At 73.0% G+C, this 13,586-nt stretch carries 10 protein-coding genes and 1 pseudogene; 4 read left to right on the top strand and 7 right to left on the bottom strand.

What is annotated here, in order from left to right; genetic code table 11:
• Window positions 1-465, bottom strand: a pseudogene (locus DLJ59_RS15950) (D-alanyl-D-alanine carboxypeptidase/D-alanyl-D-alanine endopeptidase); the annotation flags it as partial.
• A 303-nt stretch (window positions 466-768) separates the two neighbouring features.
• Here DLJ59_RS15950 and DLJ59_RS15945 point away from each other — a divergent pair.
• The gene (locus DLJ59_RS15945) at window positions 769-1,275 is read left to right on the top strand and encodes an inorganic diphosphatase (protein ID WP_109816465.1); all 507 of its coding nucleotides are present in this window, start codon (window positions 769-771) and stop codon (window positions 1,273-1,275) included.
• A gap of 31 nt (window positions 1,276-1,306) precedes the next feature.
• On the opposite strand, the gene eccD is transcribed toward DLJ59_RS15945, so the two are convergent.
• Window positions 1,307-2,710: a type VII secretion integral membrane protein EccD gene (gene eccD / locus DLJ59_RS15940; RefSeq protein WP_124773429.1), complete on the bottom strand. Its 1,404-nt coding sequence runs from the start codon at window positions 2,708-2,710 to the stop codon at window positions 1,307-1,309.
• Between the two features lie 101 nt (window positions 2,711-2,811).
• Between eccD and eccCa the strand changes: the two genes are divergently transcribed.
• The 3 genes from eccCa to DLJ59_RS15925 all read left to right on the top strand — a co-directional run bounded on the left by eccCa (window position 2,812) and on the right by DLJ59_RS15925 (window position 9,024).
• Window positions 2,812-6,798: a type VII secretion protein EccCa gene (gene eccCa, locus DLJ59_RS15935; RefSeq protein WP_124773428.1), complete on the top strand. Its 3,987-nt coding sequence runs from the start codon at window positions 2,812-2,814 to the stop codon at window positions 6,796-6,798.
• Window positions 6,799-6,872: 74 nt separating this feature from the next.
• The gene (gene mycP / locus DLJ59_RS15930; RefSeq protein ID WP_208648712.1) at window positions 6,873-8,213 is read left to right on the top strand and encodes a type VII secretion-associated serine protease mycosin; all 1,341 of its coding nucleotides are present in this window, start codon (window positions 6,873-6,875) and stop codon (window positions 8,211-8,213) included.
• A 52-nt stretch (window positions 8,214-8,265) separates the two neighbouring features.
• A complete protein-coding gene (locus DLJ59_RS15925; RefSeq protein WP_124773427.1) occupies window positions 8,266-9,024 on the top strand; it encodes a phosphatase PAP2 family protein in 759 nt (252 codons plus the stop codon).
• 13 nt (window positions 9,025-9,037) lie between these two features.
• On the opposite strand, the gene DLJ59_RS15920 is transcribed toward DLJ59_RS15925, so the two are convergent.
• From DLJ59_RS15920 to DLJ59_RS15900, 5 genes are all read right to left on the bottom strand, one after another.
• Entirely contained in the window at window positions 9,038-10,216 is a 1,179-nt protein-coding gene (locus tag DLJ59_RS15920; protein WP_124773426.1) for a MarP family serine protease, read from the bottom strand.
• A gap of 63 nt (window positions 10,217-10,279) precedes the next feature.
• Window positions 10,280-10,972: an NUDIX hydrolase gene (locus DLJ59_RS15915; protein WP_124773425.1), complete on the bottom strand. Its 693-nt coding sequence runs from the start codon at window positions 10,970-10,972 to the stop codon at window positions 10,280-10,282.
• Entirely contained in the window at window positions 10,969-11,646 is a 678-nt protein-coding gene (locus tag DLJ59_RS15910) for a TlpA family protein disulfide reductase (protein WP_124773424.1), read from the bottom strand. The genes DLJ59_RS15915 and DLJ59_RS15910 overlap by 4 nt, the downstream gene beginning before the upstream one ends.
• On the bottom strand, window positions 11,643-12,431 hold the full coding sequence (gene nth / locus DLJ59_RS15905; protein WP_425271427.1) for an endonuclease III: 789 nt from the start codon (window positions 12,429-12,431) through the stop codon (window positions 11,643-11,645). Before nth ends, DLJ59_RS15910 begins: the two co-directional genes overlap by 4 nt.
• A gap of 41 nt (window positions 12,432-12,472) precedes the next feature.
• Window positions 12,473-13,585: a CapA family protein gene (locus tag DLJ59_RS15900; protein WP_244236056.1), complete on the bottom strand. Its 1,113-nt coding sequence runs from the start codon at window positions 13,583-13,585 to the stop codon at window positions 12,473-12,475.
• Window position 13,586: the final 1 nt, after the last annotated feature.

Genomic DNA, 13,586 nt, shown 5'->3' with positions numbered 1-13,586 from the left:
CGGGCCGGCCAGCACCTCGGCCGGGGCGGGGTCCGGGGTCACGCCGGCCGCGTTCGACCCGGTTCCGGCGTCGTCGCCCAGCCAGCCGGCGACCGGGCCGGGACGGGTGATCACGACTCCGACGCCGGCGAGCACCAGCAGGAGCACGGCGGCCAGCACCAGCGGCAGCCGCCCACGGCGACGTGGCGCGGGCGTGGGCGCGGGCGCGGGCGCGGCGCCGGCGGGTGCCGGCAACGCGGAGATCGGTGGGCCCAACGGGGGGACCCCACCGGGGCCGGGGACGGCCGGCCCGGAACCGAACGACGGGTCGACCGGCGCAGGGCTGACCGGGACCCGGGCACTGCCGCGCGGCGGGCCGCTCACCGGCCGCTCACCGCCGACTACCGGGAAGTGACCGGTGTTCGGAGTGGGCGACGCGGAACCGGCCGGCGAGCCCCAGGGCAGCGGCGGCGGCCGCTCGGACACCGTCTCCGGTGCCGTGCCCGCTGGTTCGGGAGCCCGTGGGAGATGCGCCTCCGGCACCGGGACCCGCCCCTTGGCACTGCCCGGACCGGATCGTCCGGTACCGTGCGCGGAGCCCCCGTCCGGGCTGTAGTGTGAATCTTCCCTCCCCACGGCCCCCTCCTCCCCCAGCGAAAATCGGCTTGGGTGACACTACTTCGGTCCGAAGACTATGCGGCGGCCGGAGTCGGCGGGTGGGCATTCACCTGTCCGGAGGGGCCGCCAGTGGTTCCGTTAGCCAGCGTGGGCAGACGAGGGAGCGTGCAGATGGATTTCGACGTGACGGTTGAGATCCCCAAAGGTCACCGGAACAAGTACGAGGTGGACCACAAGACCGGCCGGATCCGGTTGGACCGCACCCTCTTCACCTCCACCCAGTACCCGGCCGACTACGGGTTCATCGAGGGCACACTGGGCGAGGACGGCGACCCGCTGGACGCCCTCGTGCTGGTCCCCGAGCCGACCTTCCCGGGCTGCCTGATCCGCTGCCGCACCATCGGCATGTTCCGGATGACCGACGAGAAGGGCGGGGACGACAAGGTCCTCTGCGTGCCCTACGAGGACCCCCGCCAGGAGCACCTGCGCGACATCCACCACCTGGGCGAGTTCGACCGCCTGGAGATCCAGCACTTCTTCGAGGTGTACAAGGACCTGGAGCCCGGCAAGTCGGTGGAGGGCGCGACCTGGGTCGGCCGTACCGAGGCCGAGGCCGAGATCCACGCCTCCTACCAGCGAGCCAGGGACGCCGAGGCGCGCGGCGAATCCGCCCACTGACGATCTCTGACGCACCGGGCCCGAGGGTCGCTCAACCGAGCAGCCCTCGGGCCCGGTCGTACAGGTCGAGCACCGCGCAGGCGATCGGCACCACGGCCACCACCAGGGCCGTGTCGGTGAGGTCCGCGATCCTCCCGACGTACGGCGAGACCGGCCGGCGGGCGTACCCGGTGCCGCTGGCGACCGCCACCAGGGCCAGCGCCGCCCCGCCGAGGACCAGTACCAACCGCCCGGTCTGGTCGGCCCGACCGACCAGCACCGCACCCAGCACCGCGTAGCCGGCCAGCCCGGCCAGCACCATCGGCACCCGGTGTCGCAGCGCCACGAACAGGCGCGACCGCAGCAACAGCACAGCCGAGGTGACCGCCACCAGCACCCGCCCTGCCGTGCCGCCGGCAACCACGAGTACGACAGCTGTGGCCGCCGCCAGCACGGCGTGGCCGATCAGCATCCCGGTCAGCATCTCCTCGGTGCGGATCACCGCGGCGTGCACCCGGCCCCGGTCCGGCAGGTCCCGGGCCCGCTCCGGCTCCTCCGCGGGGGTCGAGGCCGGCAGGGTGATCGGCGGGAGCGGCAACTTGCCCAGCCGGATGGCCAGCAGCGGAATCACGCCGACGGCGAAGATCAGCGCGCTGAGCAGCACCGCCGCCGTACCGGCCGTGGTCATCAGCAGCGCACCGAGCGCGGCCCCCGCACCGATCAGGCCGACCGTGACACCGGCCACGAAGACCCGCAGTCGGCTGGCCACCCCGAGCAGACCGATCAACGCCACCAGCAGCAGCGCGACCGAGCCGGCCAGCAGTTCGGCGGCGCCCACCCAGCGGGCCGGCCCGACCGGCCCGACCGGGTCGCCGGAGCCGACCGCCAGGGCACCTGCCGTGAACGCGTAGGGCAGCGCGTAGCCGCCGAGCGTCGCACCGGCGGCACCGTCGCCGTTGGCCCGGGAGGCCACCGTGGCGGCCACGGTGAGCAGCAGGGCAACCGCGACGGCCGCCAGCCAACCGGCCCGGTGGGTCGGGCCACCGGCGAGCAGCGCGAGCAGGCCGACCGCGAGCGGTACGGCGGCACCGGACAGACCGGCCGCCCGGGTGGCGGTGGGCGACCAGGCACCACCACGGCGGCGAGCGCCGTCGGCGATCGCCTCGATGACGTCGTCGTACTCCAACTCGGGCCAGTGCGCGCGGGCCGGCACGAGGTGCAGCACCTCACCGTCGCGGACCCCCTGCGGCAACAGCGCCTGTGCCGTCACCAGCAACGCCCCGTCGGTGCGGCGGAGCACCCATCCGCCGTGCTGCTCGCCGTCGTCGGCCAGCCCGACACCGGCGTGCCGGAGCACGTCGGGCAGCAGCTCGGCCAGGGGCACCTGCTCCGGCAGGGCGATGTCCACCCGTCGTTGCGACGCGCTGATGGTGACGCGTGCCAGCCCGGTAGTCATCGACTGGTCTCCATATCGAGGGGGATCGGAGGCTGCGCGGACGACAGGACTTTACCTACCATGAGCCAGGCTCGGGTTACCCAGCGCTGTCAGGAGGCCGAGTGTCCACCGTCGTCATCAAGCGCCCACCACGCCGACCAGCGCCGGAGATCCCCGCCGGTGAGCTGTCGGTCGAGGCACCGCCGGAGATCCCCGTGGTGACCGGCGGACGGTGGCAACAGATGCTCATGCTGCTGCCCATGCTCGGCGGCACGGTGGCGATGGCGATGATGTTCGGCCGGGGTGGCGGCGCCTACTCGTACGTGGTGGGCGGAATGTTCGGGCTCTCCTCGTTGGCGATGCTGGTGACGTCCTGGGGCAGCGCCTCCGGCACCCCGAAGAAGTCCGAGATGATGGCCGCCCGCAGGGAGTACCTGCGCCACCTGGCCACGCTGCGGCGGCGGGTCCGGCGGACTGCGGGCCAGCAACGGGCCGGGCTCTACTACCGGCACCCGGATCCGGGCCGACTCTGGTCGACGGTGGACAGCCACCGGGTCTGGGAGCGGCGCCCCGCCGACCCGGATTTCGCGGTGGTGCGGGTCGGCGTCGGGCCGCAGACCCTGGCCACTCCACTCGTTCCACCGGTCACCCGGCCGTTGGAGGAGCTTGAGCCCATGACCGCTGGCGCGCTACGCCGCTTCCTGGACGCGTACTCCGTGGTGCCGGACCTGCCGGTGGCGCTGTCGCTGCGCAGCTTCGCCCGGGTGCACGTGCGACCCGCCGGCCGCACCCGGGCGACCACCCCGACCACCGGCGGGCCCCCCACCGGCGACCCGGCGGCGCAGGCGCTGGTCCGGGCCGTGCTGACCCAGCTGGCGGTCTTCCACGCCCCCGACGAACTGCTCGTCGCGGTCTGCGCCGGGCCGGAGCGCCGCGCGTGCTGGGAGTGGGTGAAGTGGCTCCCGCACGCCCACCATCCTGGCCGCACCGACGCGCTCGGCCCGGTACGGCTGGTCACCAGCGCCGCCGCCGAGTTGGAGTCGCTGCTGGCCGACGTGCTGGCCACCCGGTCCCGGTTCAGTCCGGCCGGCCCGGCCACCGACGGCCCGCACGTGGTGGTGGTCCTCGACGGCGGCGACCTGACCGGCGCCAGTGAGCTGACCGGCGACGGTGGCATCGACGCGGTCACCGTGCTGGACCTGGACACTCCGCCGCCCCGACTGCTGGACCGGTACGCCCTGCTACTGGAGTTGCACGGCCGCCGGCTGCACTCGTGGTCGTCCGACGGGCACGCCGAGGTGGGCACCGCCGACCAGTTGGACCTGGCCGACGCCGAGGCGGTCGCCCGGCGGTTGGCGCCGCTGCGGCTCGCCGGCGCGGCCCGTGGACCGGACGCCCCGTTCCAGGCCGACCTGGGCCTTCCCGAACTGCTCGGTCTCGGTGACCCGGAGAGCTTCACCGCGGAACAGGGTTGGTTGCCGCGTTCGGCGCGAGACCGGTTGCGGGTGCCGATCGGGGTGGGCGTGGACGGCGGGGCCATCGAGCTGGACCTCAAGGAGTCCGCCCAGGACGGCATGGGCCCGCACGGCCTGCTCATCGGGGCGACCGGCTCCGGCAAGTCCGAACTGCTCCGCACGCTGGTGCTGGGCCTCGCCGCCACGCACAGCTCCGAACAGCTCAACTTCGTGCTCGTCGACTTCAAGGGTGGCGCCACCTTCACCTCGTTCGACCGGCTGCCGCACACCGCGGCCGTGATCACCAACCTGGCCGACGCGTTGCCCCTGGTCGATCGGATGGTGGACGCGATCAACGGGGAGTTGGTCCGCCGCCAGGAGTTGCTGCGGCGCGCCGGCAACTTCGCCAGCGTGCGCGACTACGAGCGGGCCCGGGCGGCCGGCAGCCCACTGGCCCCGCTGCCGTCGCTGCTGCTGATCTGCGACGAATTCTCGGAACTGCTCTCCGCCAAGCCCGACTTCATCGACCTGTTCGTGCAGATCGGGCGGCTGGGGCGGTCGCTCGGCGTGCACCTGCTGCTTGCCAGCCAGCGGTTGGAGGAAGGACGGCTCCGCGGGTTGGACACCCACCTCTCGTACCGGATCGGGTTGCGCACCTTCTCGGCGCTGGAGTCCCGGACGGTGCTCGGCGTGGCGGACGCGCACGCGCTGCCCCGCTCACCGGGCCACGGCTACCTGCGCGCCGGCACCGACCCGCTGGCCCGCTTCAAGGCCGCGTACGTCTCCGGTGCCGTCCGTCGTCGGGCCGCGCCGGGCGGCGTCGCCGCCGAGAGGGGCGCACGGCTGCTCACCTTCACCACCCACGTCGTACCGGTGCCCGAGCCGGCATCCCCGGTCGTGCCGGCACCACGGGAGGAGGAGGAGGGCAGTAGGACGCTGCTCGACCTGCTGGTGGACCGGCTCGTCGGGCAGGGCCCACCGGCGCACCAGGTGTGGCTTCCGCCGCTCGGTCAGCCGCCGGCCCTGGACGAGCTGCTCGGCCCGGTCGAGGTGCACCCGAAGCGCGGGCTGACCGTGGGCAACCCGGAGCTGCACGGCGCACTCGGAGTGCCGATGGCGGTCGTGGACAGACCGTTGGAGCAACGCCGGGACCTGCTCTGGTTGGCGCTGGACGGCGCCGCCGGGCACGTCGCGGTGGTCGGCGCGCCGCAGAGCGGCAAGTCCACCGCCCTGCGCACACTGATCTGCGCGCTGGCACTCACCCACACACCCGCCGAGGTGCAGGTCTACTGCCTCGACTTCGGCGGCGGCGGGCTGGCCGCGCTGCGCGACCTGCCGCAAGTGGGCGGGGTGACCGGCCGCGCCGACCCGACCGCCGTACGACGCACCGTCGGCGAGATGACCACCCTGCTGGTCGATCGGGAACGCCGCTTCGCGGAGTTGGGCGTGGAGTCGATGGCCGCGTACCGGCAGCGTCGAGCGGCAGCGGGGACGGCCGGTCAGCCGGGTGCCGACCCGTACGGTGACGTGTTCCTGGTGATCGACGGGTGGAGCACCCTCCGCGGCGAGTACGACGACCTGGAGCCACTCGTCACCGACCTGGCCACCCGGGGTCTGTCGTACGGGCTGCACGTGGTCGCCACCGCGCTGCGCTGGCTGGATTTCCGTCCGGCGATCCGGGACCTGTTCGGCTCCCGGCTGGAGCTGCGCCTCGGTGACCCGGCCGACTCGTTGGTGGCCCGGCGTGCCGCCGCGAACGTGCCGGAGCGCTCCGGCCGAGGGGTGACCGCGGAGGGCCTGCACTTCCTCACCGCGCTGCCTCAGCTCGGTGCCGCCGGTGGGGACACCGCCGAGCTGGTCAAGAGGGCCGCCGAGGGATGGGCGGGGCCGCTGGCGCCCCGGGTGCGGCTGCTCCCGCCGGTGCTGCCGTACGCCGATCTGGACCTCACCGCGACGACCGGGCTGCGCCTGCCGATCGGGATCGCGGAGGCGGACCTGCGCCCGGTGCTGCTCGACTTCGCCACCGAGCCACACTTCGTGGTCTTCGGGGACTCGGAGTGTGGCAAGTCGTCGTTCCTGCGCGCGCTGGCCACGTCGATCATCACCCGGTTCACTCCCGAGCAGGCCCGGGTGATCCTCGTCGACTATCGGCGCAGCCTGCTCGGCGCGATCGAGACGCCCCATCTGATCGGGTACGGCACCGCCGCGGCGCACACCGCCGACCTTGTCGAGTCGGCCGCCGGCTACCTGGAGCGGCGGGCACCTGGGCCGGAGGTCACCCCGCAACAGCTACGGGACCGGTCCTGGTGGTCCGGGCCGGAGCTGTTCGTGCTGGTGGACGACTACGACCTGGTGGCGGCAGGGCCGGCGAACCCGTTGCGGGCACTGGAGGAGCACCTGCCGCACGCCCGGGACATCGGGCTGCACCTGGTGCTGGCCCGCCGCTCCGGTGGGGCGGGCCGCGCCCAGTACGAGCCGATCGTGCAGCGCCTGCGGGAGCTGTCCACCGCCGGCCTGGTGATGGCGGGCAGCCCTGAGGAGGGCGCACTCGTCGGGCCGGTGCGGCCCGGACCGCTGCCGCCGGGGCGTGGTCGACTGGTCACCCGCCGGGAGGGCGTACGCCTCGTTCAGCTGGCGCAGCTGCCGCCGCCATGACCTGACTCGCCGGTTCTTCCCGTGACGGGTGGGGAAACCGGTAATCTCCGATCGTCATGGTTCCGTCGGGATGAATGGCTGGGGATGTGACTGGGGTGCGGTACAGCGGTCCGTCAGCGGCCCGACGAACGACCAGCCGAGTGCTGCTCGGCGTGGCCGCGGCGCTCGCCGTCGTGGCACCGACAGTGGCAGCTGTGCCGGTCGCCGCGCCCACGAATGGCGGACAGCTCGCCGGCGCGCCGATGGCGTTCGCCCCCGGTGATGCCGTCTCCCGCACCGATCAGGTCCGCGACGAGCAGTGGCAGCTCGACGAGTTGCAGGCCGAAACGGCGTGGCGCAGCTCGACCGGCCGGGGCGTGACCGTGGCGGTGGTCGACTCCGGAGTGGACGGCACGCACCCCGACCTGGTCGGCCAGGTGCTGCCCGGCAAGGACCTGGTCGGCCCCGGCGGCGCGCCGGGCCCGGATCCGGTGGGTCACGGCACGACGGTGGCCGGCCTGATCGCCGGGCGCAACGACGACAAGCATGGTGTGGTCGGCCTGGCACCGGACGCCCGCATCCTGCCGGTGAGGGTGCTGGACGAGGAGAACCGTTACGACGACGCGCTGATCGTCGCCCAGGGGGTTCGCTGGGCGGTCGACAACGGCGCCCGCGTGATCAACCTGTCGTTGGGCGGCAGCGGCGACAGCCCGGCCCTGGCCGCCGCCCTGGACTACGCGTTCGTCCGGGACGTGGTCGTGGTCGCCTGCACCGGCAACCTGGCCACCTCCAGCAGCACCAAGGTCTGGTATCCGGCGCGGGAGCCGGGTGTGATCGCGGTGGCCGGTCTCGAACGCAGCAGCGACAACCTGTGGTCCGGGTCGATCACCGGTCAGGCGACGGTGCTCACCGCCCCCGCCAGCGGTCTGGTCGGCGCCAAGCCCCCCGGCGGGTACTGGCGGGTGCAGGGCACCAGCTTCGCCGCGCCGCTGGTGGCCGCGACCGCCGCGCTGGTCCGGTCCCGTTATCCGCAGATGCCCGCCGGCGAGGTGGTCAACCGGTTGTTGGCCACCGCCCGGGATCTGGGCCCGACCGGGCGGGACGACCGCTTCGGGTACGGGGTGGTCGACCCGGTGGCCGCGTTGACCGCTCAGGTGCCGCCGGTGACCGCCAACCCGCTGGACGATCAGACGTCGCCGGGGGTGACCGGTTTCGGTCCGGCGCCGGGCTCGGTCGACGACGATCCGGTGGCCGGTGCCGGTAGCGATCCACTGGGTCTCGCCGCTTCCGGTCAGCAGAGCCGTTGGACGGCTCGGGCGGCGGGCGGTCAGGACACGTCCGCGCCGGAGCAACTGGCGACCACCGTCGTGCTCCTGGTCGCTCTGGTCGGCGGTGCGGCGCTGATGGTCCGCCGGCTTCGCCAGCGGACCCATTGATCGCGGCCGACCGACAGGCCTGACCGGTGGCCCGGTCGGGTAGAACGGGTCCATGAGTACGCATCGGCCGCCCACGCTCGCCCCTACCGGCCAGCCGTCGTGGCGGCACCGCCGATTCGACAGGGACCACGCGCTGGGGCTGCGGCTCACTCTCGCCGCGACGGCGGCGTTCCTGGTGCTGGTGCCGTTCGCGCTGCTCACACTGCTGGTGCTCGGCGCCTGGGCGCCACTGCGCCGGTTGGACACGACGGTCACCGACGCGCTGCACGACCACGCCCAGGACCACTCGGCCTGGGTCGTGCTGATGCGGGTCTGGACCGAGGTCTTCGCACCGATGCCGCTGCGCGCCGTCGTCCTGCTCCTGGTGGTCTGGCTGCTGCGTCGGGGTGCCCGCCGCCTGGCCCTCTGGGCGGCCACCACGATGGTCGTCGGTGGGTTGCTCGGCCCGCTGCTCAAGCTGCTGGTCGGCCGGGACCGGCCGGAGCTGCTGGACCCGGTGGCCCGGGCCGCCGGTTACTCGTTCCCCTCCGGGCACGCGCTGAACGCCACCCTGGCCGCCGGGGTGCTGCTGCTGGTGCTCCTCCCGTACGCCCGACGGGGGGCGGCACGGGCGGCGCTCTGGGTCGCGGCGGTGCTGCTCACAGTGGTGACCGGGTTGAGCAGGGTGGCGCTCGGCGTGCACTTCACCAGCGACGTGGTGGGCGGTTGGCTGCTCGGGGTCGCGGTGGTCGCGGCCACCACCGCCGCCTTCACCAGTTGGCGGGCACACACCGTCGGGCGTCGCGTCCTGCCGGCCCACGGGATGAGCTGACCCGGGGCGACGCTCAGGTGCACTCGCCGGTGCCGACCTGCCGGTTGCGTTCGGCTCCGGCCAACGCCACCGGGCGGGCCTCGGCCGCCGTCACGGCGAAGCCGGTGTTCGGGTCGTCGGACGCCGCCGCGAAGATCACGCCGAGCACCAGGCCGTTGGCGGAGAGCAGTGGGCCGCCCGAGTTGCCGCTTCGGACCAGCGCCCGAATCGTGTAGATCTCCCGGGTCACGTCGCTGGACGAGTAGATGTCCGGGCCCTTGATCCGGTCGACGTCCCGGATTCGGGCCGACTGCGCGTTGTAGGGGCCGTCCAGCGGAAAGCCGAGCACGATGGCGTCGGAGCCGCTGCCCGCGTTGCCGGCGGCGAACCGCAGGGACGGTCCGGGCAACCCGGGCACGAGCAGCACCGCCAGGTCGCGGTTCGGGTCGTAGACGACCACCTTGCCGTCGTACCGCTCGCCGCCCAACTCGACGGCGACCGAGCGGGTGCCGGCCACCACGTGCGCGTTGGTCATCACCCGGTCGTCCGCGTAGACGAAGCCGGAACCCTCGATCCGGCGTGAGCAGCTGGGCGCGGAGCCGAGCACCTTGACGACCGACTGCTGACCGCTGACCACCACCTGGGAGCCGGCCAGTGCCGGGTCCGGCGGGTCGACCTGCCGGGCCCGGGTGGGCGCGAGGTCACCGAAGACGTCCGGGAACCCGTCGGTGTCGACGGTGTCCTCCAACGCCGTGGACAACTGGTGGGCCTGCTCCGGTAGGACCTGGTTGACCACCGTGATCAACGCGCTGTTGCGGACCGAGGCGGCGAGCCAGGGCACCGACGACGAGCCGAGCGGCACGGCGACCAGCCAGGCGAGGAGGAGCACCGCGAACAGCGAGACGAACGCCCCACCCACGTCGTCGATCCGTTTGCCCACGTCGCTGGTGATCGTCTTGCGCAGGTGGGAGCCGAGCCAACCGGCGAGGGCCTGCCCGACCACCGCCAGCCCGAAGATGGCCACGAGCGAGATCAGCACGCGGGTGCCGGCGTCCACGAACTGTCTGGCGAACAGCGGCCCGAGCTGGAGACCCAGCAGCAGACCCAGGAAGAAGCCGGACAACGACGTGACGCCGATGACGAAACCCTGGCGGTATCCGCTGATCGCGAACACGAGCATGAGCAGCAGCAGGACGAGATCCACGACGGACACGGGTCAAGCGTACGGGCAGTGTGCCTCCCGGATGACCATCGCTTGCGGATGGTGACCGTGCGGTCAGCGCAGGGCGTTCTCGTCGGCCTCGTCGGTGCCGGCGGAGGGTGCCGGTGTCGCCCCGGTCGGCGGAAGTTCCACCACCCGGCCCGGCGACCATGGCCGGGCCCATCCGCCCATCTCGAGCAGGGTGGCGAGCACCCCGGCGGTGAAGCCCCAGACGAGCATCCCGCGCGCCGAGAACGCCGGCCCGATCCAGCCGCTCGGGTGGCGGACCCGCAGTCGGTTGGCCGGGTCGACCAGCTCGCTCACCGGCAGGCGGGCGACGTGTGCCACCTCGGCCGGCTCCCGGGGGTGCACCGGGTGCGGGTCGTGCCACCAGGCGAGCACCGGTGTGACCACGAAGTCGCTGACCGGGATCCAGAGTTTCGGCAGCTCGGCCAGCACGGTCACGCTCGTCGGGTCGAGGCCCACCTCCTCGTTCGCCTCGCGCAGGGCGGTGGCGCGGACGTCGGCGTCCTCCGGGTCGGCCGCACCGCCGGGAAAGGCGGGCTGACCGGCGTGGTTGCGCAGGGTGGCGGCGCGTTGCAGGACCAGCACGTCGGGACCGACGCCGGGCTGCTCGCCGAGCAGCACCAGCACGGCGCTCTCCCGACCGCCCTCGGCGGGGGTGGTCAGCCGGGTGAAGTCCTCGACGCGGGCGGTGCCGAGCCGGGTCAGTAACGGCTCGATCCATTCGGGTGGCCGACGGGTCACGCCGGCACCGCCAGGCCAAGGTGCTGGCGGACCAGTTTGGTGAGCTTGGCATCGTCGAGAGCACCGCTGACGTCGATGTGCCGGACCTGACCGTCAGCGGCGACGAAGAGGGTCAGCGGAATGGCGTTGCGCTTCAGCTCGCGCTGCACCGCCTCACCCTGGTCTGTCAGCATCGGGAACCGGACGCCGAAGTCCTCACCGATGGACTGGGCGCCGCTGCGGCTGTCCCGGCTGTTGACCCCGACCACCTGGAGCTGACCGGCGGCCCGCTCGCTGAGGCGTTGGAAAGCGGGCAGCTCCTTGCGGCACGGCGGGCACCAGGAAGCCCACACGTTGATCACCGCCGGCCCGGCCACCTCCCGCAACTCGACCGGGGCACCGCCGGTGAAGCAGGAGAGGGTCAGCTCCGGCAGCGCCTGCCCGCCAGCGGCGGGCGCGGTCGTGCCCGGGGACGCCGGCTCAGTCGTGCCGGAGCCGGGAGTCGCCGGGGTCGGGGTGGTGGAGCCGGGCGTCGCGGCGGTGGGCGCGGTGCTCAGCGTGGCGCAGTCCCGGAACGGGGACGGTCGCTCAGCTGCGACCGGACGGGGGGCCGGCTCGTCGTCGGCGGTGCCGCTGGTGCACCCGGTGACGGCCAGCAGCAGTGGCAGGACGGCGAGGGCGAGGCGGCGGTTCACGGCACCTCCGCGGCGACCGCCTGGGCGGGCACCAACTCCGGGTCGACACCGGCGGCAACCGCGAGGTCGCGTGCCCGGGGGCCCTTGAGCAGCTTGGCGGCGGGTGCCGGCTCGGTCGGGCCGGTGCCGTACGAGGGGCAGAGCTTCGCGAGGGTGCACGCGCCACAGGCCGGCTTGCGGGCGTGGCAGACCCGTCGTCCGTGGAAGATGATCCGGTGCGAGAGCATGGTCCAGTCGCGCTTGTCGTACAGCGCGCCGATCGCGTGCTCGATCTTGACCGGGTCGGTCTCGGTGGTCAGGCCCCACCGGTGAACCAGCCGCTGGAAGTGCGTGTCGACGGTGATGCCCGGGACGTCGAAGGCGTTGCCGAGGATCACGTTGGCGGTCTTGCGGCCGATTCCGGGGAGCGTCACCAGGTCGACGAGCCGGCCCGGGACCGTGCCGTCGTACCGGTCGAGGAGGGCCTGACCGAGCTTCAGCAGCGAGTCGGTCTTGTTGCGGTAGAAGCCGGTGGGCCGGATCAGCTCCTCCATCTCGCCCCGGTCGGCGCCGGCGTACGCGGCAGCGCTCGGGTAGCGGGCGAAGAGCTTCGGGGTGACCTCGTTGACTTTCTTGTCCGTGCACTGCGCGGACAGGATCGTGGCGACGGCCAGCTCCAGAGCGTTGGAGTGGTCCAGCTCACAATGCGCGTCGGGGTGCGTCTCGGCCAGCACCCGGCCGATCTTGCGGGCACGGCGTTTGCGCCCGAGGGCGGTCTCGCTGGCACCGGGAGGGCTACTGGTCACGACGGTCAGCCTACGTCGCACCCCGGACGGTCCTCCTCGGGTCAGCCGGCGGTCGGCGGCGAGATCTTCCCCTGCCCGTCGAGGCGAGCGCCAGCCTTCGGGAAATCGGCGCGGCTCAGCTCGGTGACCAGACCCAGGCCGCGGTCGTCCGGGTCCATCGTCGGCTTGCCAGCGGAGTTCATGTACGTGGAGGTGAACGAACCGCCCGCCCAGCTGCCGTCCGGCTTGAGCGACACCTTCAGCACCCCGCCCCAGCCGAGGCGTCCGGCGTTGCTCAGCGAGTTGCCGCCGCCGGCGAAGTTGCCAAGGCTGTACGCGATCAGCCGGCCCTGATAGAACTCCATCCCGCGCAGCACGTGCGGGCCGTGCCCGATGATCAGGTCGGCGCCAGCGTCGATCATGGCGTGCGAGAACTTCACCGGGTCGCCCCGGTTCTCACCCAGGAACATCTCGGTGCCCGGCTTCACCCGGGTCTTGTCGGCACCCTCGCCGCCCATGTGCACCTGCACCACGACCAGGTCGGCCATGGTGGCGGCCTTGGCAACCACCTTCTTCGCCTTGGCGATGTCGACGAGGCTGTTGGACCAGACGTACGACGAGAAGCCGGCGACAGCGACCTTGACGCCCTTGACGTCGACCACGGTGATCTCGTTCGGTGCGCCGGTGTGCTCCAGGTCGTACTTCTGCAGTGCCTTCTGGGTGTTCTCGTAGCCCTTCGGCCCGTAGTCGTAGCCGTGGTTGTTGGCCTGGTTGAGGACGTCGAAGCCAGCGTCGCGCAGGTGCCCGGCGTACTCCGGCGGGGCGCGGAACTGGAAGCAGCGGGTGGAGTTGGCCCCGCACTTGCCGGTGCCGGTGTCGACTGTCAGCGGCTCTTCCAGGTTGCCCATCACCAGGTCGGCCTTGAGCGCCTCGGTGACCGAGTCGAAGAAGCCCTTGCCGCCGGCGGCGGGTAGCCGACTGGGTGCGTTGCCCATGATGATGTCGCCGGTGGCGGAGAGCGAGATCGCGCCACCCGAACCGGAGGACGCCTGCCCGGTGGCCTTCGGGCCGGCAGTGGAGACCGGCGCGCCGGTGCCACCGCCTCCCGCGCCGGGCTGCCAGACGGGTGCCTCACCCCCGGGGTCGGCGCAGCCGGCCACGAGGAGGGCGGCCAGC

This window comes from Micromonospora inaquosa, from assembly GCF_003857055.1.
GTDB lineage: Bacteria > Actinomycetota > Actinomycetes > Mycobacteriales > Micromonosporaceae > Micromonospora > Micromonospora inaquosa.
The sequence above is the reverse complement of the archived record's forward strand: the minus strand, read 5'-3'. Positions and strand labels throughout refer to the sequence as shown.